This is a genomic window from Lachnospira sp. CLA-JM-H23 (genome assembly GCF_040096425.1).
GTDB lineage: Bacteria > Bacillota > Clostridia > Lachnospirales > Lachnospiraceae > Lachnospira > Lachnospira rogosae.
The window spans coordinates 390,430-417,400 of sequence record NZ_JBBMET010000001.1 but is presented as its reverse complement, the minus strand read 5'-3'; the positions used below and the strand labels follow the sequence as shown (position 1 = coordinate 417,400).

29 protein-coding genes and 4 pseudogenes are annotated in these 26,971 nt (G+C 36.9%); 6 read left to right on the top strand and 27 right to left on the bottom strand.

Annotation, left to right across the window (positions count from 1 at the left end):
- Positions 1 to 250: 250 nt before the first annotated feature.
- Together WMO42_RS01885 and WMO42_RS01880 are read right to left on the bottom strand one after the other, a co-directional pair.
- Positions 251 to 961, bottom strand: a complete 711-nt coding sequence (locus tag WMO42_RS01885) for a DUF6040 family protein (protein WP_349191429.1) — start codon at positions 959 to 961, stop codon at positions 251 to 253.
- Positions 939 to 1,169: pseudogene (locus WMO42_RS01880) on the bottom strand (conjugal transfer protein); the annotation flags it as partial. The pseudogene WMO42_RS01880 and the gene WMO42_RS01885, both read right to left, overlap by 23 nt.
- On the opposite strand from WMO42_RS01880, the pseudogene WMO42_RS01875 reads away from it, so the two are divergent.
- Positions 1,164 to 1,520, top strand: a pseudogene (locus WMO42_RS01875) (tyrosine-type recombinase/integrase); the annotation flags it as partial. The pseudogenes WMO42_RS01880 and WMO42_RS01875 sit on opposite strands and share 6 nt — an antisense overlap.
- A gap of 683 nt (positions 1,521 to 2,203) precedes the next feature.
- Here WMO42_RS01875 and WMO42_RS01870 read toward each other — a convergent pair.
- The 6 genes from WMO42_RS01870 to WMO42_RS01845 are packed head-to-tail and all read right to left on the bottom strand — an operon-like array spanning position 2,204 to position 4,502.
- On the bottom strand, positions 2,204 to 2,557 hold the full coding sequence (locus WMO42_RS01870) for an XRE family transcriptional regulator (protein ID WP_242858628.1): 354 nt from the start codon (positions 2,555 to 2,557) through the stop codon (positions 2,204 to 2,206).
- Between the two features lie 41 nt (positions 2,558 to 2,598).
- Positions 2,599 to 2,724: a hypothetical protein gene (locus WMO42_RS01865; protein WP_278320121.1), complete on the bottom strand. Its 126-nt coding sequence runs from the start codon at positions 2,722 to 2,724 to the stop codon at positions 2,599 to 2,601.
- A gap of 15 nt (positions 2,725 to 2,739) precedes the next feature.
- Entirely contained in the window at positions 2,740 to 2,949 is a 210-nt protein-coding gene (locus WMO42_RS01860) for an NUDIX hydrolase (RefSeq protein ID WP_055306512.1), read from the bottom strand.
- A gap of 12 nt (positions 2,950 to 2,961) precedes the next feature.
- Complete coding sequence (locus WMO42_RS01855) at positions 2,962 to 3,474, bottom strand: O-acetyl-ADP-ribose deacetylase (protein WP_055306511.1); 513 nt, start codon at positions 3,472 to 3,474, stop codon at positions 2,962 to 2,964.
- Positions 3,467 to 4,066: a hypothetical protein gene (locus WMO42_RS01850; RefSeq protein ID WP_082437103.1), complete on the bottom strand. Its 600-nt coding sequence runs from the start codon at positions 4,064 to 4,066 to the stop codon at positions 3,467 to 3,469. The genes WMO42_RS01855 and WMO42_RS01850 overlap by 8 nt, the downstream gene beginning before the upstream one ends.
- On the bottom strand, positions 4,047 to 4,502 hold the full coding sequence (locus WMO42_RS01845; protein ID WP_055175189.1) for a hypothetical protein: 456 nt from the start codon (positions 4,500 to 4,502) through the stop codon (positions 4,047 to 4,049). The genes WMO42_RS01850 and WMO42_RS01845 overlap by 20 nt, the downstream gene beginning before the upstream one ends.
- Before the next feature lie 325 nt (positions 4,503 to 4,827).
- Here WMO42_RS01845 and WMO42_RS01840 point away from each other — a divergent pair.
- Positions 4,828 to 5,232: pseudogene (locus WMO42_RS01840) on the top strand (S24 family peptidase); the annotation flags it as partial.
- Between the two features lie 87 nt (positions 5,233 to 5,319).
- Positions 5,320 to 5,520 carry a helix-turn-helix transcriptional regulator gene (locus WMO42_RS01835; RefSeq protein ID WP_055175192.1) on the top strand — a complete coding sequence of 67 codons (201 nt, stop codon included), beginning with the start codon at positions 5,320 to 5,322 and terminating at the stop codon, positions 5,518 to 5,520.
- A gap of 139 nt (positions 5,521 to 5,659) precedes the next feature.
- On the opposite strand, the gene ftsH is transcribed toward WMO42_RS01835, so the two are convergent.
- The 12 genes and pseudogenes from ftsH to WMO42_RS01775 all read right to left on the bottom strand — a co-directional run.
- The gene (gene ftsH / locus WMO42_RS01830) at positions 5,660 to 7,474 is read right to left on the bottom strand and encodes an ATP-dependent zinc metalloprotease FtsH (protein ID WP_090140685.1); all 1,815 of its coding nucleotides are present in this window, start codon (positions 7,472 to 7,474) and stop codon (positions 5,660 to 5,662) included.
- A gap of 50 nt (positions 7,475 to 7,524) precedes the next feature.
- Positions 7,525 to 8,514, bottom strand: a complete 990-nt coding sequence (gene bsh / locus WMO42_RS01825; protein ID WP_008396540.1) for a choloylglycine hydrolase — start codon at positions 8,512 to 8,514, stop codon at positions 7,525 to 7,527.
- Between the two features lie 364 nt (positions 8,515 to 8,878).
- Complete coding sequence (locus WMO42_RS01820; protein ID WP_006858451.1) at positions 8,879 to 9,451, bottom strand: CDP-alcohol phosphatidyltransferase family protein; 573 nt, start codon at positions 9,449 to 9,451, stop codon at positions 8,879 to 8,881.
- A complete protein-coding gene (locus WMO42_RS01815; protein WP_090140691.1) occupies positions 9,441 to 10,505 on the bottom strand; it encodes an FUSC family protein in 1,065 nt (354 codons plus the stop codon). The genes WMO42_RS01820 and WMO42_RS01815 overlap by 11 nt, the downstream gene beginning before the upstream one ends.
- A gap of 31 nt (positions 10,506 to 10,536) precedes the next feature.
- Entirely contained in the window at positions 10,537 to 11,580 is a 1,044-nt protein-coding gene (locus tag WMO42_RS01810; protein ID WP_055175206.1) for a HAMP domain-containing sensor histidine kinase, read from the bottom strand.
- Entirely contained in the window at positions 11,580 to 12,290 is a 711-nt protein-coding gene (locus WMO42_RS01805; RefSeq protein WP_090140694.1) for a response regulator transcription factor, read from the bottom strand. The genes WMO42_RS01810 and WMO42_RS01805 overlap by 1 nt, the downstream gene beginning before the upstream one ends.
- Entirely contained in the window at positions 12,269 to 13,702 is a 1,434-nt protein-coding gene (locus WMO42_RS01800; RefSeq protein ID WP_090140696.1) for a phospholipase D family protein, read from the bottom strand. Before WMO42_RS01800 ends, WMO42_RS01805 begins: the two co-directional genes overlap by 22 nt.
- Before the next feature lie 175 nt (positions 13,703 to 13,877).
- Positions 13,878 to 14,135, bottom strand: a complete 258-nt coding sequence (locus tag WMO42_RS01795) for a hypothetical protein (protein ID WP_242950202.1) — start codon at positions 14,133 to 14,135, stop codon at positions 13,878 to 13,880.
- Positions 14,136 to 14,303: 168 nt separating this feature from the next.
- Complete coding sequence (locus tag WMO42_RS01790; RefSeq protein ID WP_349191410.1) at positions 14,304 to 15,668, bottom strand: citrate/2-methylcitrate synthase; 1,365 nt, start codon at positions 15,666 to 15,668, stop codon at positions 14,304 to 14,306.
- A gap of 248 nt (positions 15,669 to 15,916) precedes the next feature.
- Positions 15,917 to 17,476 carry a cardiolipin synthase gene (cls, locus tag WMO42_RS01785; RefSeq protein WP_055306506.1) on the bottom strand — a complete coding sequence of 520 codons (1,560 nt, stop codon included), beginning with the start codon at positions 17,474 to 17,476 and terminating at the stop codon, positions 15,917 to 15,919.
- Positions 17,477 to 17,511: 35 nt separating this feature from the next.
- Positions 17,512 to 18,192, bottom strand: a complete 681-nt coding sequence (locus WMO42_RS01780) for a GTP pyrophosphokinase family protein (protein ID WP_012740929.1) — start codon at positions 18,190 to 18,192, stop codon at positions 17,512 to 17,514.
- Positions 18,193 to 18,230: 38 nt separating this feature from the next.
- A pseudogene (locus tag WMO42_RS01775) lies at positions 18,231 to 18,365 on the bottom strand (linear amide C-N hydrolase); the annotation flags it as partial.
- Positions 18,366 to 18,367: 2 nt separating this feature from the next.
- Between WMO42_RS01775 and WMO42_RS01770 the strand changes: the two are divergent.
- Positions 18,368 to 19,102, top strand: coding sequence for a transposase (locus WMO42_RS01770; protein WP_055175221.1), 735 nt, complete (start codon positions 18,368 to 18,370; stop codon positions 19,100 to 19,102).
- Positions 19,103 to 19,684: 582 nt separating this feature from the next.
- On the opposite strand, the gene WMO42_RS01765 is transcribed toward WMO42_RS01770, so the two are convergent.
- From WMO42_RS01765 to WMO42_RS01740, 6 genes are all read right to left on the bottom strand, one after another.
- Positions 19,685 to 19,813 carry a helix-turn-helix transcriptional regulator gene (locus tag WMO42_RS01765; protein ID WP_055175224.1) on the bottom strand — a complete coding sequence of 43 codons (129 nt, stop codon included), beginning with the start codon at positions 19,811 to 19,813 and terminating at the stop codon, positions 19,685 to 19,687.
- A gap of 405 nt (positions 19,814 to 20,218) precedes the next feature.
- Positions 20,219 to 20,434 carry a hypothetical protein gene (locus WMO42_RS01760; RefSeq protein WP_055175226.1) on the bottom strand — a complete coding sequence of 72 codons (216 nt, stop codon included), beginning with the start codon at positions 20,432 to 20,434 and terminating at the stop codon, positions 20,219 to 20,221.
- 14 nt (positions 20,435 to 20,448) lie between these two features.
- Positions 20,449 to 21,150: a hypothetical protein gene (locus WMO42_RS01755; protein ID WP_176935399.1), complete on the bottom strand. Its 702-nt coding sequence runs from the start codon at positions 21,148 to 21,150 to the stop codon at positions 20,449 to 20,451.
- Positions 21,151 to 21,396: 246 nt separating this feature from the next.
- On the bottom strand, positions 21,397 to 22,332 hold the full coding sequence (locus WMO42_RS01750) for a DUF4268 domain-containing protein (protein WP_055306504.1): 936 nt from the start codon (positions 22,330 to 22,332) through the stop codon (positions 21,397 to 21,399).
- Between the two features lie 5 nt (positions 22,333 to 22,337).
- Positions 22,338 to 23,327, bottom strand: coding sequence for a Gfo/Idh/MocA family oxidoreductase (locus WMO42_RS01745; protein ID WP_022501683.1), 990 nt, complete (start codon positions 23,325 to 23,327; stop codon positions 22,338 to 22,340).
- A gap of 279 nt (positions 23,328 to 23,606) precedes the next feature.
- Positions 23,607 to 24,587: a D-isomer specific 2-hydroxyacid dehydrogenase family protein gene (locus WMO42_RS01740; RefSeq protein WP_349191409.1), complete on the bottom strand. Its 981-nt coding sequence runs from the start codon at positions 24,585 to 24,587 to the stop codon at positions 23,607 to 23,609.
- Between the two features lie 359 nt (positions 24,588 to 24,946).
- Between WMO42_RS01740 and WMO42_RS01735 the strand changes: the two genes are divergently transcribed.
- Both WMO42_RS01735 and WMO42_RS01730 read left to right on the top strand, forming a co-directional pair.
- A complete protein-coding gene (locus WMO42_RS01735; protein ID WP_022501685.1) occupies positions 24,947 to 25,378 on the top strand; it encodes a MarR family winged helix-turn-helix transcriptional regulator in 432 nt (143 codons plus the stop codon).
- A 177-nt stretch (positions 25,379 to 25,555) separates the two neighbouring features.
- Positions 25,556 to 26,335, top strand: coding sequence for a sulfite exporter TauE/SafE family protein (locus tag WMO42_RS01730; RefSeq protein WP_349191408.1), 780 nt, complete (start codon positions 25,556 to 25,558; stop codon positions 26,333 to 26,335).
- A gap of 49 nt (positions 26,336 to 26,384) precedes the next feature.
- On the opposite strand, the gene WMO42_RS01725 is transcribed toward WMO42_RS01730, so the two are convergent.
- A complete protein-coding gene (locus tag WMO42_RS01725; protein WP_349191407.1) occupies positions 26,385 to 26,864 on the bottom strand; it encodes a DUF2798 domain-containing protein in 480 nt (159 codons plus the stop codon).
- Positions 26,865 to 26,971: the final 107 nt, after the last annotated feature.

The window sequence follows — 26,971 nt, the reverse complement described above, 5'->3', positions numbered from 1 at the left end:
TGACTATTTTCCGCATAGAACGACCATCTCCTATAGAAACGCAGAAGCATTGTATCTCAAACTCTTTGAAATACAATGCTTCCCTGCATTTTCTATATCGTCATGTTGATATTATTACTTTACTATCCTGCACACTCTCTGGGCGTGACTGTATCTATCAAAAAATAAGCCAGCAGTTTATTCACGCACTACTGACTTCCTATATTATTCATTTTATTTACTTCGCTGCGTCTCAAACATGTTTTTCATTTTAAACATAACCTCTGTTTTCCCACCAGCCTTTTACATACCACCTGATTCCAACATATACCAGTTGCACGAATAATAAGAAAAATAGCAGATTGATTGGCAAGACTGTCTTTATCCAATCTCCAAAGTAGATTGCTATTTCCATGCTTATAAGTATTACCATTATGGTAATCATGTCCCAACAGTATTTCTTATATAGACCTACAATCTTTATTCCGATGAATGCCAAAAATATTCCCGCAACCGCCAGACATCCCCCGCAAATCAGTATTCTTATTATCCAATACACAACTCCTGCAATGACCAGATTGAATAATCCGTTACTGATTTGTGCAGCTTCCTTTCCAATCTGTATTATCAAGCCTGCAATGGTCTGTGTGAATGTTGCGATTGTATCAAAGAATACCACGCAATCAGAAATAAATATTTTTGACCGTATCATCTGAAAAAGAGTAGTTGATACGGAATACCATATCAGCAGAAACATCAATGCTTCATACATGGCTGTTTTTGTTTTATATCTGCCTGCCAGTTTTTCCCTCTGCATATCATACTTTTCCTTAGCTTTCAGATAAGCTGTCTGTTTACAATTCCCGCACTTTTGATAGAGTACCGGCTTTTCAACCGGTATCTCTACTTTTTTCTGATGGGAGAGTGCATAATCCCGTTCCTGTTCTGCCTGTCTCTGCTTATCTCGACATTCCTCTATCATGGCTTGGACGGTGTGTGTTTTCTCTTTCTCGCTCTGCAACAATTCTTTTGTTTTCCTCAAGTCGTTCTTTAAGGCTTGAATGTTCTCTGTTTTGTTCTCGCTGTTTAACTTCTCGTTCAAGGTCAGCGATTCGTCGAGCTGCACTTTCAGTTCCCGGATAGTCCGGTCTTTCTGGTCGAGTTCTTCCTGCATCTGCTCCGTCAGCAGAGTGTATTATGAATATTATCATCTGGACGGAACCGAAGAAATCCCGGCAGATTACAAGGAAATCTCCTTTGTCTGCCTGAGACCGGACGGATGTCTGGAACTGCCAAGCACACTCAGCATTGTCTGCCGGTCAGTTGCGAAACGATTGGACGGATTTGAGAATTTCCATTTTCACCAGTTGCGACACACCTACACAAGCAACCTCCTCTCAAACGGAGCTGCCCCAAAAGATGTGCAGGAACTGTTAGGACACTCTGATGTCAGTACCATAATGAACGTCTATGCCCACTCTACAAGAAAAGCAAAGCGGAACTCTGCCAGACTTCTTGATAAAGTAGCAGGCAACGACTAAATAAAAAATTCCCTTATTTTCCTTGCTGATTCCGCATAAGGGCAAAAATAAGGGAAAATACATATCATTTCACTATTTAAGGGGCTAAAAAGCCAGTAAAATAAGGAAAGTTCAAGAAATCTCTCCACAAATTCCGATTTTTCAAAGTCATTATATTGGTAATACAGAAATCCCCATATTATCTAACCTAACAATTTCTATTTTAGCAAATAAAATATTCAAAATTCAAACCACTTTTGATGTGATTGTTAATCATATTCCTTTCGCATTGACCAAATAATTCTTTTACCTTATCAATAACTTCCGTAACATCATCACTTTCAAATATTACCTCTTTTTCTTTGTTTAACAACTGCGTTTACATCCACACATATGAAGGCAATTTTTTCTTAAGCGCATTATAAACAACTAATGTCGCTTTGACATCCTCTAAACTATCGTGAGCCAACTCATCAAAATTATAACCATAATAACATGCCGCATTTGTTAGCTTTTGATATGTATGGTTACCATAATAATTGTTTCATTCTCCATATATCTTAGCAAATTCTATCATTGGATCGTATATTATAGTACCATGTTTAAACCTAATTCCTGCATTAGCTAAAAATGCATAGTCAAAATCAACATTATAGGCTATCCGCTCGACACAGCCATCAAATACAGCTTATCTTACAGAAATATTAGTTATTACTCCTTTGTAATTTTCTTTTATTATATGAATCTTCATCAATAGCTCCAGAAGCCAACATTCTTTCTGACCATAACTGAAGTGTTTCAACATTTACCGATATTTTTTCTAATTCCTCCTGAATATATATGAAATCATCTAATTCGTCGTTATCAATTATACCATCAGCTGTAATCTCAATGAGGCGTTCCTGCTTCTTGTTCATCTTATTAAGAGAAGCTACCGTTTCAAGTATAATCTGAGGGAGCTCTTTCATTTTAATCTCTGGAACATATTGCTGTCCAATTGGACACTGATTTGAGCAATAATAATTACACAATTCCGGTGATTTATACTTATCAGCCATTATGAGTACTTCTTCCGGATGTGGCAGCACCTTCTCACTGTCTATTTTTCAATTCTCTCTGGAGGCACGCACTCTAAAAGTTCACTTGCCTTTTCTCGGCTAAGTCCTAGCTCCTCTCTTTTTAACTGGTATACATTCTTATTCTCTTTAATTGATGCTCTTCCCATTCCTTATTCCCTCACTTAAAATCTTACTGTATCTTTGCTATAATTCCTTCTTCTGTTATAGTTTGTAGACATTCCATAGGCACATCTGAATGCATTATCTGCCTCTACATGACCACCTGGGAAAGTCGTACCAGAATAATTCTTGCCCACTTTATCCAAGGCCAGTACATTTCCTTTATTATCACTAATCATGCACATGTTCATGAATACTACTTTTTCTATCATCTGTTACTCCATTTAATATAGCTTATCAACTTCTTTTTCATATGCTGCTTCTGTATCTCTGTCAAACAGAACAAAATATATTTCTTCTATTTGCTTTGGAAATTCCTGCTCAAATCTTGCCACAACATTTACAGCAATGTGTGCTGCCAGTTTAACAGGAAAACCATAAACACCTGTTGATATAGATGGAAACGCTATTCTTTTTATACCTTTTTCCAATGCAAGTTTAAGCGAATGATAATAACAGCTGGCAAGCAACTGCTCCTCATTATCCTTTCCGCCTCTCCATATAGGTCCGACTGTATGTATAATATAATCACATGGCAGATTATAGCCTTTGGTAATCTTTGCTTCTCCTGTTTCACATCCATGAAGCATCCTACATTCTTTTAAAAGATCAGGACCTGCTACCCTGTGAATTGCTCCATCAACACCGCTACCACCTAAGAGACTGTTATTTGCTGCATTTACTATAACGTCAACATAATCTATTTTTGTTATATCACCTAGAACAGTTTTAATCATCGTAATTTCTCCCAAATATTTTCTTTAAATAATTTCCCATTATACCGTCAATTGTACCACCGCCAATATCGCCTTCAATTACTCTTTTTCTTCCATCCTTATAAGTAATCTGCAAGGTATATCCATATCCGTCGCAAACTTGTGCTTCCATAATATTCTTTTTCCATAATGGTGCACCAAATAACTTTTGATATTTATTGTATAATCTTAATACATTCTCTTTTTTTGTTACGCATATGTCTTTGTATGTGTAACGATTAGATTCTCCTTGATATGTATATTCAATCCACCTACCATCCGGATATATCTCATACACATATCTTCTTTTCATATCTATTGTTCCTAACCCGAAATCTTCTACCTTAAAGCGTATTTTCTTAATATACATTCCCGGCAACAAATCTAGCGACCATCTGTATCCGCATTCCTGACATCCATAATCTTCGTGCGGCTGGTCATCAAGCATAATGCTACCACCATATATTATTTTATTGTTATCAATTAATTCTCTGATTTCATTATTGTCAGGTTGTATTCCATAATATATTGGTGCTACATTCTCTGAATCACACTTAGGACATTTCACTATCATTTATCTGCTTCTTCCTTACTATATTGACAATTCCTTCTTCAGCTACTTCCCAAACTTCAATATCTTCTAATAAATGTCCGTAGATACGGCAATAGTACTCCGCAAGACTCTCACCTGTCCTTAACCTAACATCTTTCTTCATTGCCAGTATTTTCCTTGCATTATAATTAACACTCCTTAAATAAAGAACAGCTTCATTAAGAGTAGACATTTTTGCACTTGGAACATTTCCACCATTTGTCCATGTATAACACTTACATTCTATAATAATGTCTCCATCTGCTGACACAACATCAAATTTATGTTCCTTTGGCGGATTGCCTACAGGCACAACTTTCTCCTCATCAAATGGCATATTAAATGTTTTCTGAGCAATTGATAATACTTTTCTTTGAAAATCCTTACCTACCTTTGGATTGTCACTATTAGAATTCATTCGTATTCACCTATCCTAAAAACAATATAGTTATTATATCAGATTTGTTACAATATGTCCTTTTAATTAGATGTTTTGTTACACTTAAAATTTTAGGTATGTAACATCCATATATTCATCAGAAATTTTGTTACCACAGTAACAAAAAAAATGGCTTGTTACTACACCTTAACAAGTCATTTTCAAACTGATTAATATATAAAAAGATATATTTTTACATGGTGCCATAATATAAGCTAAGAAATCTCCTTGCCAGATTCAATTCTGTTTTCTCACACATAATCACATTTTCAATACATATGAATATTCTCTTATTCTTAATGAAATTCCATTCCGTAGCATTGATATTTTTGAAAATGCCGTATCAGCCGGAACCGGTAACTTCCTTGTAGACGGACCGAAAGAGACTGTACGCATAGATGAATCTATCCTGCCGGAAGATACTACTTTCGGTGTCCGCATTAGTGGTGACAGTATGGAACCTGAATTCCACGATGGTCAGATTGCATGGGTATTACAACAGGAATCTGTTGCTAATGGAGAAATCGGCATATTCGCTCTAAACGGAGAAGCCTACATCAAGAAATTACAAAACGATAAAGACGGAATTTTCCTTATCTCGCTTAATGAAAAGTATGCACCTATCAAGGTTGGAGAAAACGACCGCTTAGACATATTTGGAAAAGTTCTTGGAAAATCTAATGCTTCTGCTATCACAGGACATTGCTGATAAAATTGCAAGTCCTTTTTATTAGACACATTATTTTGCATAATTGAAAATAAGAAAATATCTATAGAACTGAAAGAAGGGATTTTTATGGCGGTTACTAATAATATCAGAGAAATCCGGGAACAGCGTGGCATTTACCAGGATGACCTTGCCGCTGCTATCAGATACAGCACCAAAACTGTCGGCAGGATAGAACGTGGGGACAGCACCCCATCTGCCGAATTTATGCTGCGGATATCAAAGTACTTTAATATGCTGGTCGAAGATGTATTCCATGTGGAAGATTGAGCTGGGTATTTTATCCAGCTCAATCTTCCGCTCCCTGTAAATGAGAATTTGTCCGCTCCTTTATATAAAATAATTCCATTTTTCAGAACTACTAACTATTTTTCTTATCTAAATGACATTGATTATCTAATTAACTACATTATTTTCTGTCTAAAATATCCATAAATTCGTCACCTGTAATTGTTTCCTTCTCATACAGGTACATAGCCAGTTCGTCCAGTTTTTCCCTGTTTTCAGCAAGGATTTTTCTTGCTTTTTCATGCTCTGCTTTTACGAGCTGCACGACTTTTTCATCAATTTCCTTCTGTGTATCTGCAGAACAGGAAAGAGACGTATCGCCGCCAAGATACTGGTTGGTCACGTTTTCCATTGCCACCATGTCGAATTCATCTGTCATGCCGTAGCGGGTGATCATCGCTCTTGCAATTTTTGTTGCCTGTTCGATATCATTGGAGGCTCCGGTCGTGATCTCACCAAATACGATCTCCTCTGCTGCACGTCCGCCTGTAAATGTAGCAATCTTATTCTCAAGTTCTTTTTTCGTCATCAGATATTTATCACCCTGCTCAACCTGCATAGTGTAGCCGAGTGCACCTGAGGTACGCGGGATGATCGTAATCTTCTGGACCGGTGCTGAATGACTCTGTAATGCAGCTACCAGAGCGTGTCCGATCTCATGATATGCAACAACCTTCTTCTCTTGATCTGAAAGTACCGCATTCTTCTTCTGATATCCTGCAATAACCACTTCTATACTTTCTTCGAGATCAGATTCATTTACAACGGTCCTTCCACTACGGACAGCACGTAATGCTGCTTCATTTATAATATTGGCAAGCTCCGCACCGGATGCACCCGATGCCATACGTGCAATCGTATGCAGGTCAACATCATCAGATGCTTTTATCTTCTTTGCATGAACCTTTAAAATTGCTTCACGGCCTGCAAGATCCGGCAGTTCAACCGGCACACGTCTGTCAAAACGTCCCGGACGTGTAAGTGCCGGATCTAACGACTCCGGACGATTCGTTGCAGCAAGAATGATGACACCATTATTTCCTTCAAATCCATCCATCTCTGTAAGAAGCTGATTTAAGGTCTGCTCCCTCTCATCATTTCCGCCAATTTGTCCGTCACGCTTTTTACCAATGGCATCAATTTCATCAATAAACACGATACATGGTGCCTTTTCCTTTGCCTGTCTGAAAAGATCTCGAACCTTGGAAGCTCCCATACCGACAAACATCTCTACGAATTCTGATCCGGACATTGAGAAAAATGGTACATTTGATTCACCTGCAACTGCTTTTGCAAGCATTGTTTTGCCGGTTCCCGGAGGTCCTACAAGAAGGACACCTTTTGGCATAGACGCACCTACATCGGTATACTTCTTCGGATTGTGAAGATAATCAACGATCTCTGAAAGGTTTTCTTTCGCCTCATCTTCTCCTGCAACGTCTGAAAAACGGATTCCCTCACTGGATTGCACATAAATCTTCGCATTGCTTTTTCCCATTCCAAAAGCCATCGAATTTTTTCCTCCGGCATGCTCCATCAGTTTCTTCGCCATATAATTTCCCAGTGCGATAAAAAGGATCAATGGCAAAACCCCGGTCAGCAGGAAGCTGATGATCGGTGACATCTGCTTATCGATATCTTTTGCGAATACTGCTCCACATTCATATAGCCTGTCCGTCAGGTTCGGATCGTTCATCAGACCTGTTTTATAAATATTTTTTTGATCTTTATCTGTAAAGATGATCTGATTGTCATTAACTTCTACTTCACCGATATTCTTCTTCTCGATCATGCTCATAAAAGTTCCATAATCCGTTTCCTTTACCTGATGCTCCATAAGGATTGGTGTGACAACCAGATTAAATACGATCAGCACTATTAACACAATCCCATAATAATATGCCAGTGGTTTTTTCGGTGTTTTAACTTCTTTCATGGTCTTTCCTCCTGTTGTTCTGCGTTATGCTTTCTCCGTGCATTTTCGTATTATTTATTCTGCCATCTGACTTCGCCCTTGGACAGAAGCGGATAACAGATCAGCTGATCTGAATCCAGATTTTCCGCATGCATGTCAACCGCTGTGATCTGATGATTATCATAAGTCGTATAATAATAAATACCTTTTGCTGTATTACAACAGGACGTGTATATCGTGATCTCATATTTGCCTTCTGTCACCTCACAGCATCCACGCTGCTGATCTACGGATCCTAAGATATGGAAGAACTGGCTTACACTCTCATCCTCTTCTTCACCGGAGATCGAATTTAATTTTGTAAAGGCAACTTTCACAAATCTTGACTGGCTGGAAAGATCTCCAGGTATTCCCATTCCACCCATTCCTCTGCTATATGCATCAAGCTGTAATACTCCTGCAAAAGTACTCTCCGGCTGTTTTCTGGATACTCCGGCATAATTATTCAGTGCAAACATCTGACTCGGGAATGGTGGATTATTGGTAAGCACTCCTACCGGATTATCATATACATGCAGCCCATCCTTCATAGACTCAACAACGATACAGGAGTCTTTGTCTGCAATGATCCAGTGAAGCTGTGCTGTCGGCAGCTGTTCACTGAATGCTGTACCTGTCAGTCTCATTGCTGCCAGCTTCTCTCTCGCCTCTGCTACAGTAGCACACTGTGTAAGGATCCATGGGATGAACTCGAACTGTGCCACCTGGCTGACTTCTGTTTCATCTTCCGGCAAAGCCTCTTCATATGCCGCATTGCCGACAAAATTAAGACCTGCCATTCCAAGGCCTTTTTCATTAACAGCATCATAATAAAGCGGATAACCTTCTGCAACAAATGCCATTCCGATCAAAGCATAATGGCTTTTTATCTTCCCGGCAAACCGGAAATCAAATTCGTAATTTCTTGGCGTTATCGTGATCTGTTCCCCATAGGAAAATTCATAATCAAGCGTTCTGCCCATATAAAAATCTTTTGTTTTGTAAGTTGCTGCTGTACACATATCGAACACCTCTTCTTTCTGCTATAATAGTCCTGCAAACAATCTCATAAACAACTGTCCGATCCGTAAATATGCACTCCGTCCTGTGCGGTACTTTTCGGTCACTTCCCTGCATTCATTTATTGTTGCTCCAAGATCATCTCTTATATCCAAAACTGTCTGACTACCATTATACTGCATTATAAGGCAGATAAGTAATCTGTCTTTTTGTCATAAAAAACCTTATCTAAATGACATTGAATGATTTATTTTCTATCTAAAATTTTATTAAACCGACTAAAGACTCCATAGTTTGTGTGTTTGACTTACTGTTTATATCTATCTTCTCCTAAATATTTTTCTAGTCATTGCAATATAAAATTGCTTATACCGTCTCTCCCTTAAGAGTCCTGGTATTCTGGATAATATACAGAGCGACCGATATGACCATCATTATAGCGCACAAACCAATCAACAGATCTGATACCATCGGTGTAATTTGGAACCATATAATATGAACCGCTGCAGTTCCATATAATAAAAAGGTTACTATCTTTCCATGCCAGTCTGCACCATGTACTTTTCCTGTCTTTCGTATCACAAGACATCCACTGACTACCATATACAGTTCCTTACCTGCCATTATTACGATTAAAAGAAGCATATGCGGAAAACGAGTAAACAGACAGATTAACATCGCTGCCTGTGTCAGCTTATCAGCCACCGGATCAAGTATTTTTCCCAAATTACTAATCCTATGGAATCTTCTTGCGATATATCCATCAGCAAGATCCGTAAGACCAGACAGCAATAAGATTTCACCAGCTAACAGAGGATTTTTCTTTACACAATAACTCCATATAATTACCGGAATCAGACAAAGCCGAAAAAAAGAAAGAAGATTAGGAACCGTAATAATTCTATTCAAATTTTCTTCCTGATTCACTTCACTCTGCATGTACGATCACATCACTTTCCTTTTTTTTAGACATAAACCAATAAAATATAACACAAAATGCTAAAGCAAACACAACACCAAAAACATTTTGAATCACTCTAAGACTAACCGCTCCTTGTAGTCCATAAGTCTCTGCAGCAATGGCTAAAGCACCAAATGTGTTAAATACTGCCTGCCAGCCATATTGTGCTGAAAATCCTACACCGATTCCTCCAAGAATTCCTATATATGCATAGATTGACGAAGGAAGCAGAAAATATAACACTGTAAAACATATAACACCTGCAATATTTCCGACAATCCTTTTACGGACTCTGTAGTGCATATCTTCCATAAATGGCAAAATCGCGGACATGGCTGCAATACCAGCCCACATTGCACGTGGCATATTACAAAGTTCTGCAATGCAAAGGACAATCGGCACGCATAAAATCTGACATATCTGCCATTTTGTTCTGGAAGAAGTGATATCAAATTCTTGTATCAGATCTTTCAGATTTCTTTTATAAGTTCTGTTTTTATGATTTCGATAAAATACGAAGCAGGTAAGTGCTGCACCTAAAGCCATTCCGACTAATCGCATCTGATAGCTTTTTCCCGTAACATCATAACCATATAGCAGTAGATACCCAAGAACCAATGTAGATTGATTAAACATGAATGGATTATGGCATCCGAACAGAATCAACACAGCCAGTGCCGCAATATTTAACAGCATTCCCAATACCGGTGAAAACTGATTTGCTAAATGCGGACATACAGTCATAATTACAAAGAACAAAGCCAAAAGCATCGTAGATTGTCCGGTGTGGATCCCCAGATCCGCATTCCGAAATACCATAAGGCATAATAAAACTACTACACCCACAATACTATTCTCATTTCCAAATAAGATACTGAAAATAGTAACAAATAAAAAACAAAATGCCATTGTAACAGCTATCTTTACCAAATATACCAGTATATGATATGATTTTTCTTTCGCTGTTTCACTCTTTTTCAACAGATTTTTAGAACCTGCCTGATTTAACTGCAATTCCTGATAAAATGTCATGTAATTCCTCCTCTATCTGTTTTTCTTAAACTTATATGGCCTCATCTTTCTGTATTGGAAGCTCTACAACAAATCTGCATCCACCATATTCACGGTTTTCTGCTTTGATTGTTCCTCCGGCACTATCTACAATCCGTTTTACAAGTGCAAGACCTAGGCCATTTCCTTCTGCTTTATGAGATCCATCTACCTGATAGAACTTGTCAAATATTCTGGATTTTACATCATCCTCTATTCCTGGTCCTTCATCTTCCAGAATGAACTTAACAGAATCCTGTTCTTGTTTCAGAAACATCGTAATTGTCCCCTTTGAAGGGCTGAACTTAATCGCATTATCCAAAAGATTTATCCAGATATGCATAAAAAGTCCTTCATTCCCAGTATATTTAACTTCCTCCAATTCTACCTGAAAACCAATTTCTTTTTCTGTCCATTTTGTCTCCAGGGAAAGAAATGCCTGACGGATCTGTTCATCCAAACGATATTCTGTTTTTTTCATTGGTATGTTCTGATTCTCTAACTTGGATAACAGCAAAATATTTCCAACCAATCCGGAAAGCCTTTGGGTATTAAACAGGATTTTTTCTACATATTCCTCTTGCTCCTGAGACAGTTCTTCTCCCTGAAGAAGCATTGTATACCCTTCAATGGCATTAATCGGGGTCTTAAACTCATGAGAAACATTAGATACAAAATCCATCTGCAGCACCTCTGTTGCACGAAGCTCTTTTGTCATCACATTAAAACTCTGATAAGATTCTCCAACTTCTGCTATACGGCTGTTCGTTTCCAAATGCTGTTCAAAATCTCCCCGAGAAACTTCCTTCATTGCTTTACTAAGTCTGGTAATTGGTTCCAGTAACTTTGCATTAATAAAGGAAGTGATCAGCCCTGCAATCAATGTATTGAAAATCAAAAGCCAGCCAAGCACAGGTATACTGCCCGGCAGATTAAAAAAATGATTTAAAATAGCAAATAATAAAGCAGATATAACTGTTGAAAATACAAGTGCCAGCCAGATTGCACCAGTCAGACAGGATCGGATCCGCAATCCTTTTTCTTTCTTTTGTTCCATTATTTTTTCACCACCTTGTATCCAATTCCACGCATTGTTACGATTTCAAAATCAGGGTTATCTTTAAAACGCTCTCTGATTCTTCCTATATGTACCTCTATCGTATGTGGGTCTGCCTCCGTCTCGTATCCCCATACTTCATCCATCAACTGTTGTTTTGTAAATGTTCTGTCTAGCGAAGCTGCAAGCTTATATAAAAGCAGGAATTCTTTTTTAGGCAAAACAAGACTTTCCTTATCAGTTGTAACCGTCATTGCATCATAATCAAACTCTGTTGAACCGATCACAATTTTGTGTTCATTCAGTATCTGTGCACGGCGAAGCAGTGCTCCGACTCTTAAAACCATTTCATTCACATTTACCGGTTTTACCATATAATCGTCACTTCCCGAAAGAAATCCCTGGCGCATATCATCAAAGGAACCTTTCGCAGTGATCATAAGCACTGGTATCTGATATCCTGCTGAACGAAGTTCTGACACCAGTTCATAGCCATCCATAACCGGCATCATAATATCAGAAATGATCAGATCAATATATTCCTTATCCAATACTTCCAATGCCTGTGCTCCATCCGATGCACTTCTGACTTGATATCCATTCTTCTCAAGCACTTTTTGGAATAGCTGGCTTAATTCTTTATCATCTTCTACAATCAATATTTGAAACACGTTTTCCTTCCTCCTTATTAAAACAGATACCTTGCCCATCCAAGCAGATGCTGTACCAAAAATATTTTTCTCTGACGTTTCTTTGTTAATTCGATTGGCTCTACATGATATGGATCACGATAGGTTCCATCTTCCAATACCTGGCGGGACACTCTTTCATATTCCATCATGCCCTCTTCCAACTGTTTATTAATATCTTTACTGCGAATTACAAGCATCAGTTCCGTATCCAGATATGCACTTCTCATGTCCATATTAAAGGAACCGATTACAGACAGATCATCGTCAATCAGAATACTTTTTCCGTGGTATGAATAACCGCCTTCATATTCCCAGATATTAATTCCTGTACTTAAGATTCTATTTCTGTTTTTCGCATAATCGGCAGCCCCAAATGGATTCCCATTATTCGCAACTGAATTTGTCATGATAGAAAAATCTGAAACGTTCTCTGCAATCTCCTCCCATGTATTATACATCATATCATTACAGATAATATATGGCGTGTGGATCTTCACACGATTTTTTGCATTTTTCATCAATTCTCCCAACTGATACCACACTACTGGTTCTTTGGAACCTGTGTGAATAGGATTTGACACTAATGCAATCTTTTCTGTCTCAAAAGTTTCGTCCGTGTAATCGGTATCGCAGATTCTTTCCTTATTCTCTTCAAAATATTTCTGATAGCCGTTCTGCAGCTCTAAAACTGCGTTCTTTACAGATTTTCTATTTGCCAGTTTTTTATTGTCATGAAAATAACCACTGTCTTCTTGTTCCCATATCGTTTCAAAATACTCTAACAACTGGTTAACTGAATTTTCTTTCTCAGGTTCATCGCAAACCACTAACACATCTCTGTCATAGTTCTTATGTCCCGGAAAATCACCCAGGAAATAATTGTATGTATTTCTTCCCCCAAGAATATATCTCTTTCCATCTGCAATCAAATATTTATCATGCATTCTACCCATCATCTTCCATGGTTTCAACGGATTGGCCTTATTATATAGTTTAATTTCAACATTCTCATGGGAAGATAATCCATAGAAATACGGATTTCCTTCCATATCAATCCAGCTCTCCATTCCATCTACTAACAGACGAATATGTACACCTCTGTCTGCCGCATCATGCAGTGCTCCTAAAATCAATTTTCCACTTTCATCGGATTGAAATGCAAAAGTAGAAAGAATAATTTCCTTTTTTGCATTCTTGATCAAACGCACTCTTTGTAAAAGCGCTTCTGGATTCTTTTCTATGATTACTGCCCGTTCTGTATTTTCACTGCATTCGTTCCATGACCCATTTTTTGTTTCTTTTTTGGTTGTATTGGACACTTCCGGCTGCTTTTTATATGCAATGCAGATTCCGATCAATTCATAAAAAGCCACACATAAAAAAATTGCCAGTATAACAAGAAGGATTTTACATATTTTATACTTTTTCATTGTACATCACCTGATTCCTTTTTATTTCATACTTATACAATACAAAGTCAATCTCAATTTAACCTCAACAAAATTTATTTTTCATAAAAAAATATGACAGGCTTCTTTTTAAAGAAACAGTCATATTTTTGTTCTAATATATGAAGGAGCTTTTCTTACTCCGTTTTATTAATCACTATTTTATTTCTTCCATAAGCTGTCGGATTTTTCTCAATGTACACCGTGTAACTGCCAGGTCATCTTCTTGTATATTCGATATGATTTTTTCATAAGCTTCTATCATTTTTTCTTTCTGACAATTACTTAATTCAATTGCCTTGTTCGTCAAAACAAGGTACGTTCTTTCTTTTTTTTCATCTAATTTCCAGATAATATATCCTTTATTTTCAAGACTTTTTACCATCTTAGATGTTTCTGGAATCGATAATTTCATGTATTCTGCCACTTCTGAAAGATATACTCCTTCATGACAGTCTGATTTTTCAACACATTCCTTTATACTATAAAGGAACAAATAATCTGTTCTTTCGACAAATTCAAATATGCTTTCAACATTGATGCTCTTTAAAAAAACTCCTCTGCACTGGTTCCTGCTCCCATATTATCGTTCCTCTCTTTCTATATATTCTTTTTTGCTGACTAGACTCTTATATGCCGGGCGAATGATCTTATCTGTAGTTATCAATTCTTCCAGGCGATGTGCACTCCAACCAGCAATTCTTGCTATCGCAAATAATGGCGTGTACAATTCTCTTGGAATATTCAACATGTCATACACAAAACCACTATAGAAATCTATATTAGGACTTACTCCTTTGAATATCTGACGCTGCTTTGCAATCAACTTAGGTGCAATCTTCTCAATATTGTTATAAAGGGTCATATCTTTCTCACGTCCTTTATCCCTTGCGAGTTGTTCTACAAAGCCTTTGAACACCATTTCTCTCGGATCGGAAATAGAATATACAGCATGTCCCATTCCATAAATAAGTCCTTTCTGATCAAACGCCTCTTTCTTCAAAATCTTACTCAGATATGATGCAATTTCCTCTTCGTCTTCATAATCTTTCACATGACTTTTAATATCATCCATCATATTCATTACCATCAGATTTGCACCGCCATGTTTTTTTCCTTTTAAGGATGACATTGCTGCTGAAATAACAGAATAAGTATCTGAACCTGAAGATGTTACTACCCGTGTAGTGAATGTAGAATTGTTACCACCACCATGTTCCATATATAACAATAATGCTATATCCAGTACTCTTGCTTCCAGTTCTGTGAATTTTGTATCTGGTCTTAATAGGCGCAGGAAATTTTCAGCAATAGATAAATCTTTTTCAGGTCTATGAATATACATACTTTCGTTTTTTTCATAATAACAATAAGCATGGTATGCATATACTGCTAACATAGGAAATACTGCGATCAACTGCATACTCTGCCTTAGCACATTCGGAATTTCAAGACTTTCTTTCTCCTTATCGTAAGAGCCCAATGTAAGAATACTTCGAGTCATAGAACCCATAATATCTGATGTAGGTGCTTTCATAATGACATCTCTGGTAAAGTTAGTCGGTAGTTCCATACAATCAGATAGTCTTCCCTGAAATTCCATTAACTGTGTATCAGTTGGCAATTCTCCGAATAAAAGAAGATATGCTCCTTCTTCAAAGACAAACCTTTTTCCTTTACTTCCTGTTACTAAATCTTTTATATTATAACCACGATAAGATAACTCGCCATCACATGGACTCTTTACTCCATCATGATATTCAAAAGCTTTTATATCAGAAATATTTGTAAGCCCCGTCAACACACCTTGGCCTTTTTCATCTCGTAAGCCTCTTTTTACACCATACTCTGAATACAGATTCTTACTAATGCTATCATTTTGTTCACAAAAAATTGCTTGCCGTTTCATATAATTTTCCAAATTGCTCATTTGAATCGCTCCTTTCATTCTGTTACGAACTTACATACTATACTCAGATATTCTTGTTTCCAGAGCATTCAGCATTGTCTGTTCTTATTCTTATTCATTAGCAATACAATACAATGGAAAACTCAATTTAACCTCAACAAGGTTTGTTTTTTCATCCATGCAAAATCTTCTTTGTACAACAGACTGTTAGATATAGCAAAAACGGCCTTTCAAAAACAGTTAACTTCTAAATCAACTGTTTTTTGAAAGGTCGTTTCATCAGATTCTTATAGCAATCCAGCAAATAATCTCATAAATAATTGTCCCAGTCGCAAATATGCACTTCGTCCGGTTTGATATTGGTCTGTCACATCACGACATTCTCCCATCGTTCTTATCAGATCATTTTTTATATCCACAACTGCCTGACAATCTGCCATAAAACAGCCGTTTTCAAAATGGTGATATAAACTTCGATAATCCAGATTAATTGTTCCACAAGTTGCCATACAGTCATCTGCCACACTCATTTTTGCATGACAGAAACCAGGAGTCCACTCATAAACACGAACACCATGTTTAACTAATCCATGATAAAAAGAACGAGTTATATTATAAATGAATTTTTTATCAGGGATACCAGGTGTGATAATTCTTACGTCTACCCCTCGCTTAGCAGCCAGACATAACGCATGCGTCATTTCATCTGTTATGATTAGATACGGAGTCATAAACCAACAATATTTTTCAGCTTTATTTATCATACTGATATAAACTTCTTCTCCTACTTGTTCATTATCCACAGGGCTGTCTGCATAAGGTTGAACAAACCCAGTTTGCTGTGCCGCATAATCATAGTGGAAAAGGTATTTACTAAAATCAGGATCATTAGCATCCTTAGCACTTACTGCATTCCACATTTCCAAAAATGTCACCGTAAGCGACTGAACAGCATCTCCTTCTAAACGAATACCTGTATCTTTCCACTGTCCATACGGGTGTGTGTAATTAAAATATTCGTTTGCTAGATTATATCCACCTGTAAATCCGACTTTTCCATCAATAACTGTTATTTTTCTATGATCACGATTGTTCAAAAACAGATTTAAACCTGGCATAAACGGATTGAATACACGGCAATGAATTCCTATTGCCTCCATCTTTTTCACAAAATCTGTGTTAATAAAGCCTATAGAACCCATATCATCGTAGAGTACTCTAACTTCCACACCTGCTTTTACTCGCTCTTCCAGAACATCTTGAATCTTATGCCATGCTTCAGCGTCTTCTATCGCATGATATTCCATAAAGATAAACTTCTGTGCTTTCTCCAAATCCTTAAGCTGTGCCTCTAATCCTTTCACTGCTTCATCAAAATACACAATATCCGTATTCTGATAGATTGGATACTGCGAATTTCTTTGTATGTAACTTGCTATATTTCCTGCTTTCGGAATTGTTTCTTTTATTCTGCTCAAACACTCCTGACTGTCCGGAAGCATTGGTAACAATTTGCTATCAATTTCTGCATATCGCTCACGCATTTTATGTGTGCCACCATTCAAACCAATCAGCAAATACAGGCCTACACCCATAATTGGGAAAATTAGAATTAAGATGACCCAAGGCATTTTCATAGAGGATGTCTTATTTGATGCGTACAATCCCAAAACCAAGATCCCACTCAAAATCCTTGTAAATAAATTTATGATTTCTGCATATTCATTCAAGCGTGTTACGATAGTAATAATAAAAATCACTTCCAGAAGAATGCAGATTATGGAAAAACACAGCCGTTTTACCCCATTTTTTGTTTTTGCTTTGCCCTCTAAAGTATCTTGTTTCATATATATTCCACCTTCCTACTTGCTCAGTTTTCTCCCTAAATTTCGTAGAACATACCAATTTTGTCTTTTATTCTCTGCATTTCATTATCTGCTTCAATGATAGCTCTTGCAGAATGAAGTAATTCTTCACTTATCTCATCATAGCCAGGCATTTCTTCAATTCCTTTTTTATAGCGAAGTTGATGTTCCAATGTTGCCCAGAAATCCATACCATTGGTTCGAATCTGTAATTCTACACGCATAGGTGTTTTACCCTTAGCAAAAAATACTGGTATTTCAACAATCATATGATAGCTTCGATAACCATTCGATTTTGGATTTTTTATATAATCTTTTATTTCAATAACTTTAATATCATCCTGTTGGGTAATCAAATCTGATATCATATAAATATCGTCAATAAACGCACAAACTATTCTAACGCCTGCTACATCATTGAGATATGTCTGTATATTTTCTGTTGTAAACTCATATCCCATCTTCTGCAGTTTATCGTAAATACTATTGGGCTGCTTAATTCTTGTTTTTATAAAAGAAATAGGATTTCGATTGTTCTCAACTGAAAATTCATCATCCAAAACCTCAAGTTTAGTTTGTATCTCCCGAATAGCACAACGATACATCATCATTAAATTATAAAATTTTGTAGCATTATTTAAAAACTGTAGTGATTCCGGACTGTTCATCCTGAGTTTTTTTACTTCATCTTTTGTCATGGAACTTTCCTTTCTACCTCATCCCTGATTTCAAAACATTATTTATTTTGATAGTTGATTCGTTCTCCTTGAATTACTGGATAACAAATCATTTTATCACTATCCAGATTTTCTATATGCATATCTACTGCACTGATCTGATGTTTTTCATAAGTATTGTAATAATACCATCCTTATGGCAGACAGTGGTTACGAAAGTTTTAATACCTTTGCACACCTGATCCGGAAGGGAATGTATTTCGTTATCCGCATGAAGGATATCAACAGTAATGGTATCCTTTCCTCTTATGATTTGCCTGACAGCGAATTTGATACTCATATAAGGACAACACTTACCAGACGCCATACGAAAGAAACACTGGGGAATCCTAACACCTATACCATACTTCAGCCTTCTACCGATTTTGATTTTCTTGATGAAAACTGCATGTATTACGATATTGAATTCCGTATTGTACGTGTTCGCCTTGATAATGGAACCTATATCTGTATTGCCACCAATCTTTCAGAAGAACTTCCTCTGGAAGAAATCAATAAACTTTACCGGATGCGCTGGAGCGAGGAAACAAGCTTCCGTGAACTCAAATACACCATCGGTCTGATCAACTGGCACAGCAGCAAATATGATGGAATCCTTCAGGAAATCAATGCCCATATGATTCTGTATAATTTCTGTGAATTAGTGACTTCTCACGCTATGGTAAAAAAATCTAAAAATACCAAACACATCTATAAAATTAATTTCGCCATCGCAGTAAACATATGCAGGGCGTATCTCAAACACGGTGGTAACGAAACAGAGACCATGCTTCTCATACAAAAGTATCTGACACCTGTCAGGTACAATCGAAAATATCCTATCCCCCTCCGTCCAAAGAGAAATAGGGATTTCATGTATCGGGTTGCATAAATCTCGTTACCATTATACTGCATTATGAGGCAGATATGCAATCTGTCTTTTTGTCATACACAAAAAAATGATTTGAACTCATCATACACCTGCTTTCTACGCATTAGTGCACCAAAAAAATACAGCATTTCTTAACTGAACAGTATTTTCAATGCATGAACGCATATGATATACTGTTTTCATCATAAAAAACCTTATCTAAATACAGTTCATCACTCTCTGCCTTAACTTTCATAAGACAGTAGAGAACCACTGTACTAATAATGATTACGAACCAAATTAACACTTTGCCCATTCGACCACTCCTCTCAAATAAATAGAGGACCAAACCAGCTGATGGAATATTCCATCTCAAGTGCTAATTTAGTCCTCACTAAATGTTTTAATATAAAATTGTACCTAATCTAAGCACACAGATTCACTCTCAGACTGATTGCGGACATCTGTGATACTGACTTGGATTTTCGGTTTTGATATAACAGCGCTGCCTTATCTACCGCTAAATTGGTATAAAAATAAGGACTAAATTAGGCATAACCCCTTGATTTTACTGGGTTTCATCTAACTTGGTCCTATTATAACTCAAACACCTGTTTCCCATCTAGAAACCGTTCGGCCTGAAACTTTTATCTTTTCGGCAAGCTGTTCCTGTGTAATAACCTTTTCTTTCCTAAGTTCTTTTAAGAAACGTCCAATCTTTTTCTGATCCATACTGTTTCCTCCTTTCATTGACAGAGTAATATTATTCTACTAAACATAACACGACACAAAGCGAGAAAATGCCGTATTTACGCTATTGGACAAACCTGTCTAGTATTATTTATATTGGCTTTAGCCCTAAAAACTTCGATTGATCTAAGTATTCTCAGTTACACCTTCTTGCCCTTCGGACAAGAAGTATCCCTCGCTCAAAGAGCTCGGTCAATACCGATTTTCCCATACATATACTGCCTTTATAGTATAAGAACTGTTATCATGTCTTTTTAAGCACTAAATTTTTAATCCTTCTCTTAAAGTAACCCCATACTTATCCAAAAGAAGTGCTTCAAGCTCTGCCCTTCCTTTTTTACCTAAATTTCTTACCCTCAATAAATCACATCTGGAACAGAGAACCAATTATTTTAACGAATTTATTCCGGAACGCCTGAGTGCATTCTCGACTCTGACACTAAATCCTATCTCATGTAAGGGTACATCTTTCACCTTGAATAATTCATCGGATATCCCGCTAGTTAAAAATGCTTCCTGAATTTTAATAATTATATTCTTCTTTGCATTAATTATTTCCTCATTAACAATATCCTCTATCAGTGTATTAATATCCCGCTGCATTCATCTCTCCTTTTCTACTCTGCATATCTGTCTATCCAGTTTTCACCATCATAGGTTTCAATCTGATTCTCAAGCCTGTCAAGAAAATCAGATAAATACTTATTATCATCTTCTCCTCTTGCAAACCATACATTTGACTGTCCAAATCCGAATGCCACACCCTTTTTCTTTCTTGGCACTCTCCAGAATGTCTTTCGCCTTTGCGACCTTGGAAGCAAAACACAATCTTCCTTTAATGCAATTGCATTGTATAACTGGATATATTTTTCATCTGCTGCTGACTCATTATCTGACCTTTCATTATCTGAAGCTTCAGTATCAAACTCCAGCTTTTCGTATCGTCTGTAAACTGTCGCATGTTTATACCAGCCTACAACATATGTTTCCTTATCAAAAGAGTCCGGATATAATGCACAGTACACAACCAGCACATCATCAACTTCTGTATCATTTTTAAGATCACTGCAGCCCTCTATCTTTTCAATATTTAGCTGGTTCCTTTTCCCGGCGCTGGTACTTTTCGTCTCCACAAATCCAAGACAATACTCACCTTCCGGGAATCCCTTTAGTTTTAAGAGTTCCGGCTTAAAATTATACTTTTCATGTGCATCTTTCGTATCCTTTACATATGAACCTCCGTTTTTTGGCTCATCTTTTCCCGGAACAATTCCCTTATAATAATCCATCCATGCAATGTTACAAAACAGTATTCTCAAAAAATAGCCCCCGTTTCCTATCCGTTTAGTTTATACATTATTGCTTCTGAAATATTATACCACATAAACAAATATTTTTTTCTTTTTTGTCGTAATTTGTCAATTAATGTCATTTCAAGTTCTGCTCTTCCTATTTTCATATTAACATAAAAAATAATAACAGTAATTCAAATAGAAACCTCCTGACATAAAAAATCAGCCATTTGATCCTTTTCAAATCCAAACGGCTGACACTCATTTTCTTTTTTATTTCATATATTTTTTAAATACACTTATAAACTTAACCGCCTTGTCTATCATCTCATTCATTAATTCACCATAATTTGAATGATCATCAAAATTAAGTCCATAAATCTTATGCATTATTCTTGAAGCCTTCTTATCATCCAGTCTGCGCCACTCCAATGGAAGATTAAGCTTTGCTTCTATTTCTTCCTTTTGCGATTCCAGAGAATCATATAATTCCTTATCATCATTTATGTACAATTCAACAACAACACAGCCTTCTTTATTTACCAGATTAAGAGCAACATGTCCAACACTAGTTCCAATGGCAATATCATACCAGTGATCCGTAGAAGCCTTTCTAATCTTAAATGGCTTTCCCCGCTCCACTATAACATCATTAAACTGCGTCCAGAATTCAAGTCTTTCAGACTGCGATTTATTAAGATCCGAAGAACCCGACTGATTTTTGGCATTTTTAATAAAGCCGTTAGGCTTTTCGACTACCTCAAACATAGGAGCCGGATTAGAATCGCCAATTTTGTATGCATGAACCTCAATAAGAAAGAAGTTAATATTTGTAGATGTATTATTATTAAGCCATTCTACAGCACTTCTGTGTTCTTCTCTCGCTTCCTTTACAATCCATACAATTACATTGGCATCAAGTCCTGACGCATATGTAATAATTTTCCCCAAATGGTCATGGTTTGAAGCTTCCAGCTGGTTTTCAATAATAACCTTTTCACCAGTAACCTCATCTTTTCCCACCAAGTCACATCTGTAAGCACCGACATATACTTCTGTCTCAACCTCTGTTAATGAAAGCCCAATGGCATCATTAAGTAGTTCCAGATTTTCTTTATCTGAAAGCCATTTAGAAAAATCATACTGCTCATGCTCCCAGAGCTTTCTTATATCAACTTCAACAAGTTTTCCCATTTTAGCAATTGCCATGGTTTTTATGCCTGTATCTCACCATCAAATATCATATTCCAGCTCATACGGATATCATACATCAGCCTTGTAAGTGCAATACTATCTTCCGGTGTATAAATAGCACTGGCACTATTTCCTGATGCTATGCATCTGCCTGCTTCACGAATCTCATATTCAAATCCATTTATATCAACCGGGCACTCGATTGTTTCCGGTTCTTTACCCTCCACCTCAAGTATCAAGGTCTTTGCATGTTGGAAATCCGGCAAATATATACTTCCCTTTGTTCCCTCAATTCTGGCATTACGTTTCAATTCCTGTCCTATTGTCTGGACTGATTCTGCAATACATCCATCATTATATGTCAGTTTGAGACAACTGTAATCATCTGTTCCATTCTCATTAATATGTACTTTTGTGGTTTCTACATTCTGCGGATCACACCCTGTAACAATACGCAAAAATCCCAGATTGTAAATTCCTATATCCAACAGAGCACCTCCACCAAGTGCAGAGTTAAATTTACGCTCTTTTCTGGCACCCGTTGCAACAAATCCATACTGACAGGAAATATGTTTAATTTCTCCTATTGTTCCCTGAAGCAGGATATTACGCAGACGATTATACAATGGCAGAAACCATATCCATAATCCCTCCATAATAAAAAGATGCTTATCCTTTGCCAACCTGTACAGCTCCTGTGCCTGTTTCTCATTTATTGTAAATGGCTTTTCACAAAGTACATGCTTACCATGCTCAAGACAAAGTCTGCAATTCTCATAATGCAAGCTATTCGGTGTTGCTACATAAACAGCCTCAACATCCGGATCATTTACTAATGCTTCATAAGAATCATAATATCGTGGAATATCATACTCCCTGGCAAAAGCTTTTGCACTATCCATGTTCCGTGAGCCTACTGCTGCAAGCTGTTCATTTTCATTACTCATCTGATTTATAGTTGATGCAAATTTTTTTGCAATATTACCTGTAGCCAGAATTCCCCACTTCATATCATTTTCCTCCTAATAACATAATTGCATTTCACATTCATATCTTGTTAATAATTATACACTATTTTACTACATACACCAACACAAAATAGCAAGTCAAATTCCCAATACTTGATAAAATAAATATGACATAAAATGTCGCTTATCCATTGTCAGACGGATAGGCGACATTTTTGTGTTTATATGAAACTTTTTATTATTTTTATAAGGAGGGCTTACTATGCCAAAAACAAAATTTCAGGAATTCATTTTTACCCTTATCACATCCGGCTGTTAAAACTACATAACCTCCAGACTATTATCACCATTTTCCAAACCTAGTATTCCCTTAATTGAATTCTCAACCATATCGGACACCGCCTGCTCTGTATAGAATGCCATATGAGGTGAGAGTATTACATTAGGAAAGCTCTTTAAAACTGCCATATTGTCATTATCAAGCTTTTCAGTTTCCTTATTAAGATAGTACAAGCCTGCCTCTCCCTCGAAAGTATCAAGTGCGGCAAATCCTACCTTTCCACTCTTTAATGCAGCTATAAGTGTTTGTGTATCCACTATAAGTCCTCTGGCTGTATTAACTATTATTACTCCATCCTTCATTTTCTTAAATGCTGCCTCATCAATAAGATGTGTATTTTCAGCATTTCCAGGAACGTGTAAGGTTATAATATCTGAATTCGTAAGAAGCTCATCAAAGCTTACATACTCTGCATACTTTTTCACTTCTTCATCCTCATAACATGAATATGCTAATATACGGCATCTAAAGCCAGATAAATGCTTAACCACCGTCTTACCTATATTACCCGTTCCTATTACTCCGACTGTTGATGTTGATAATTCTTTTCCGACTTTTCCTTTTAATGAGTAGTCCTGACAATCCGCTTTTTTCATTATCCAAGGCATATTGCGGCAGGCCATAAGCATAAGCATAATCGCATAATTCGCAACACTATTTGGTGAATACACTACGTGGGCTGCTCTCATACCTATTGAATGTGCATACTTAATATCAATATGCTCATAACCTATGCTTCTTGTTGATATGTACTTAATGCCCTTCTTATGAAATGCATCAAGTATTTCCGGGTACATGGGATTGTTTATTATTGATATTGCATCATAACCTTCAGCCAGGTCTACATTATACATTGAAGGATAATCTGATGTAAAACCATACTCAAATGAATACTGCTCTGCGAATTTCTCAACATATTTCTTCTCATCATATTCCCTAAGGGCATAAAAAAATATTTTCATAATAGTTTCCATTCTTGCGCTGCTTCTCAGCGCATCTCAAGTTTGTGCAAAGCACAAATCTTGCGTGTGAAAAATCTTATTTTTCACACTAGTCTCCATTTCTGTGTGTATTTTACGCATATCGAGTCTGTGTCAGGTGTGCGCATATTTTTGTTGTAAGTAAGTATAGCACCCGTCATTACGAAATGCACTATATTGAAGATAAAAAACATAAAAAAGCTAATAAATAAAGCAAAACTGTACAAATCTAAAACTGCATTTACGCTCTTTACTTATCAATATAAACGTGTTATAATACTTCAAATTTGAACTATTCATTTTTGTAATTTATATTTAACTACAAGGAGGCTGGCTCTCTTATGAACTCAGGAATTGAATTCGCACAAAAAATCAATCTTGCATATAACTCAGTATGCAAACCTCTTTTACATAAGTTTAATCTTCCACAGACAGCTTTCGATATTCTTATGTTTCTTGCAAATAATCCAGAATATACAACTGCAAGAGATATTGTGGAGGTAAGAAAAATCAAAGCTAATCTTGTTTCTGTCAATGTTGACAGGCTTGTGTGTGATGGTTATATCATACGAAAAGAAACCAAAGGTGACAGAAGGAAAACACAGCTCATATGCACACCTGCGGCAGAGGAAATAATTAAAGAAGGTCAGGTTTTACAGAAAGATTTTCTTGAACATCTTTTTGATAATATGGACACTGCCACTAAAGAGGCTTTTTTTTCGGGTATGAAACAGATAGAAGCTAATCTTGATAAGATACTTGAAGACAACTAGGGTCGGTGTGCACCTGACACGAAACTATTTTTATTAGAATTGTGCACAGAAAAGAGGTAAATACCTCTGCTCCTGTGTGGGCAGTCGCATTTTACTTCGCAAAACAAGGAGGTAAATACCTCTGCTCCTGCATGGGCAGTCGCATTTTGCTTCGCAAAACAAGGAGGTATATAAATTATGTCATCATTATTTTTAACTATTATTGTAACTTTTTTTGCAGGTATGGGTGCCGGTCTTGGAACTGGATTTGCCGGCATGAGTGCCGCTGCCGTAATCAGCCCTATGCTTATCACATTTTTAGGAATGGACCCATATATGGCTGTCGGCATCGCACTCTCTTCTGATGTGCTTGCCAGTGCCATATCAGCATATACATATGGAAAAAACAAGAATCTAGATATTAAAAATGGACTTATTATGATGGTCAGTGTTCTTATATTCACTGTTGTAGGAAGTTATGTATCAAGCCTTGTTCCATCAGCTACAATGGGAAACTTCTCTGTATTTATGACTTTCCTTCTTGGAATCAAATTCATCATAAGACCTGTTATGACTACAAAGGAAGCCATGGAGGGTGTATCTGCTAAGAAACGTGCCATTCAGTCAGTTGTGTGCGGCATATTAATTGGCTTTATATGTGGCTTCATCGGTGCCGGCGGCGGTATGATGATGCTGCTTATCCTTACCTCCGTACTTGGATATGAACTTAAAACTGCTGTCGGAACTAGTGTATTTATTATGACATTTACTGCCCTTACTGGTGCTGTATCACACTTCGCGATTGGTGGAATACCTGATATAACTGTGTGGATATTATGTATCGTATTTACACTTATATGGGCAAGAATAGCAGCTATCTTTGCAAACAAAGCTACTCCTGAAACACTTAACCGTGCAACAGGAGTCATACTTGTTATACTAGGCATAGTGGTTATGCTTTTCTCATACCTTGGATAATATCACAAGATTAAATATCACAATAAATGCTGTACTAACGCAGCAGGAATTATGCTTCTATGGCTTCTTTCTGCCTGCTGTCTTTTCTTTCAAATATTGCTCTGAAGATAAGACGTACAAATGGTCCACAGTAAAACATCTGATAAAGTATTGCCATAGGGAAATTCATAGCCCATGTCTTAACCCACATACCAAAAGATGGTTCCTTAAAAAGTATTGTTGCAACAAGACTCATAACAGGACACATGATACAGCATATACATATAGATATTGCATATGTGATAAACTGTGGTCTGTCTGTTGGCTTCATAACAGTAAATGCCAGCAGCCTTGCCAGCCTTCCAACTATAAAGAACTCAAGAATGAAAGCAACTGGCACCATTATTGGTAACTCGTGTAATGCTGCAATAAAAGTTGTTCCATCAACTATTCCTGTGTTAAGAGCTATATTATAAACAACCATCCCGTACACCATAATAGCTGCCATAATAATTGTGAATACTACGTCCTGAAATTTGTTTTTGGGCATAAAAAAAATCCTCCTTAATGATAACTTAACTCAATGTGTTGTTCGTTATCATCCAGGAGGATGTTTCGTTTCCAATAAAACCATTTAAAGCCTGCATATTCTATCAT

Bases quoted from the DNA above. Each gene is read 5' to 3' on its own strand.
- WMO42_RS01770 (WP_055175221.1), top strand. From the start codon at position 18,368: ATGGCAGACAGTGGTTACGAAAGTTTTAATACCTTTGCACACCTGATC.
- WMO42_RS01740 (WP_349191409.1), bottom strand. From the start codon at position 24,587: ATGAAAATATTTTTTTATGCCCTTAGGGAATATGATGAGAAGAAATAT.
- WMO42_RS01730 (WP_349191408.1), top strand. From the start codon at position 25,556: ATGTCATCATTATTTTTAACTATTATTGTAACTTTTTTTGCAGGTATG.
- WMO42_RS01845 (WP_055175189.1), bottom strand. From the start codon at position 4,502: ATGAATTCTAATAGTGACAATCCAAAGGTAGGTAAGGATTTTCAAAGA.
- WMO42_RS01835 (WP_055175192.1), top strand. From the start codon at position 5,320: ATGGCGGTTACTAATAATATCAGAGAAATCCGGGAACAGCGTGGCATT.
- WMO42_RS01760 (WP_055175226.1), bottom strand. From the start codon at position 20,434: ATGCAGCGGGATATTAATACACTGATAGAGGATATTGTTAATGAGGAA.
- WMO42_RS01820 (WP_006858451.1), bottom strand. From the start codon at position 9,451: ATGCAGAGTGAAGTGAATCAGGAAGAAAATTTGAATAGAATTATTACG.
- WMO42_RS01795 (WP_242950202.1), bottom strand. From the start codon at position 14,135: ATGAAATTATCGATTCCAGAAACATCTAAGATGGTAAAAAGTCTTGAA.
- WMO42_RS01765 (WP_055175224.1), bottom strand. From the start codon at position 19,813: ATGGATCAGAAAAAGATTGGACGTTTCTTAAAAGAACTTAGGAAAGAA.
- WMO42_RS01850 (WP_082437103.1), bottom strand. From the start codon at position 4,066: ATGATAGTGAAATGTCCTAAGTGTGATTCAGAGAATGTAGCACCAATA.
- cls (WP_055306506.1), bottom strand. From the start codon at position 17,476: ATGAAACAAGATACTTTAGAGGGCAAAGCAAAAACAAAAAATGGGGTA.
- WMO42_RS01780 (WP_012740929.1), bottom strand. From the start codon at position 18,192: ATGACAAAAGATGAAGTAAAAAAACTCAGGATGAACAGTCCGGAATCA.
- WMO42_RS01810 (WP_055175206.1), bottom strand. From the start codon at position 11,580: ATGGAACAAAAGAAAGAAAAAGGATTGCGGATCCGATCCTGTCTGACT.
- ftsH (WP_090140685.1), bottom strand. From the start codon at position 7,474: ATGAAAGAAGTTAAAACACCGAAAAAACCACTGGCATATTATTATGGG.
- WMO42_RS01790 (WP_349191410.1), bottom strand. From the start codon at position 15,668: ATGAAAGGAGCGATTCAAATGAGCAATTTGGAAAATTATATGAAACGG.
- bsh (WP_008396540.1), bottom strand. From the start codon at position 8,514: ATGTGTACAGCAGCAACTTACAAAACAAAAGATTTTTATATGGGCAGA.
- WMO42_RS01745 (WP_022501683.1), bottom strand. From the start codon at position 23,327: ATGAAGTGGGGAATTCTGGCTACAGGTAATATTGCAAAAAAATTTGCA.
- WMO42_RS01735 (WP_022501685.1), top strand. From the start codon at position 24,947: ATGAACTCAGGAATTGAATTCGCACAAAAAATCAATCTTGCATATAAC.
- WMO42_RS01885 (WP_349191429.1), bottom strand. From the start codon at position 961: ATGATAGAGGAATGTCGAGATAAGCAGAGACAGGCAGAACAGGAACGG.
- WMO42_RS01865 (WP_278320121.1), bottom strand. From the start codon at position 2,724: ATGGGAAGAGCATCAATTAAAGAGAATAAGAATGTATACCAGTTAAAA.
- WMO42_RS01815 (WP_090140691.1), bottom strand. From the start codon at position 10,505: ATGACATTTTATCAGGAATTGCAGTTAAATCAGGCAGGTTCTAAAAAT.
- WMO42_RS01805 (WP_090140694.1), bottom strand. From the start codon at position 12,290: ATGGGCAAGGTATCTGTTTTAATAAGGAGGAAGGAAAACGTGTTTCAA.
- WMO42_RS01855 (WP_055306511.1), bottom strand. From the start codon at position 3,474: ATGATTAAAACTGTTCTAGGTGATATAACAAAAATAGATTATGTTGAC.
- WMO42_RS01860 (WP_055306512.1), bottom strand. From the start codon at position 2,949: ATGATAGAAAAAGTAGTATTCATGAACATGTGCATGATTAGTGATAAT.
- WMO42_RS01725 (WP_349191407.1), bottom strand. From the start codon at position 26,864: ATGCCCAAAAACAAATTTCAGGACGTAGTATTCACAATTATTATGGCA.
- WMO42_RS01870 (WP_242858628.1), bottom strand. From the start codon at position 2,557: ATGGCTGATAAGTATAAATCACCGGAATTGTGTAATTATTATTGCTCA.
- WMO42_RS01750 (WP_055306504.1), bottom strand. From the start codon at position 22,332: ATGGCAATTGCTAAAATGGGAAAACTTGTTGAAGTTGATATAAGAAAG.
- WMO42_RS01800 (WP_090140696.1), bottom strand. From the start codon at position 13,702: ATGAAAAAGTATAAAATATGTAAAATCCTTCTTGTTATACTGGCAATT.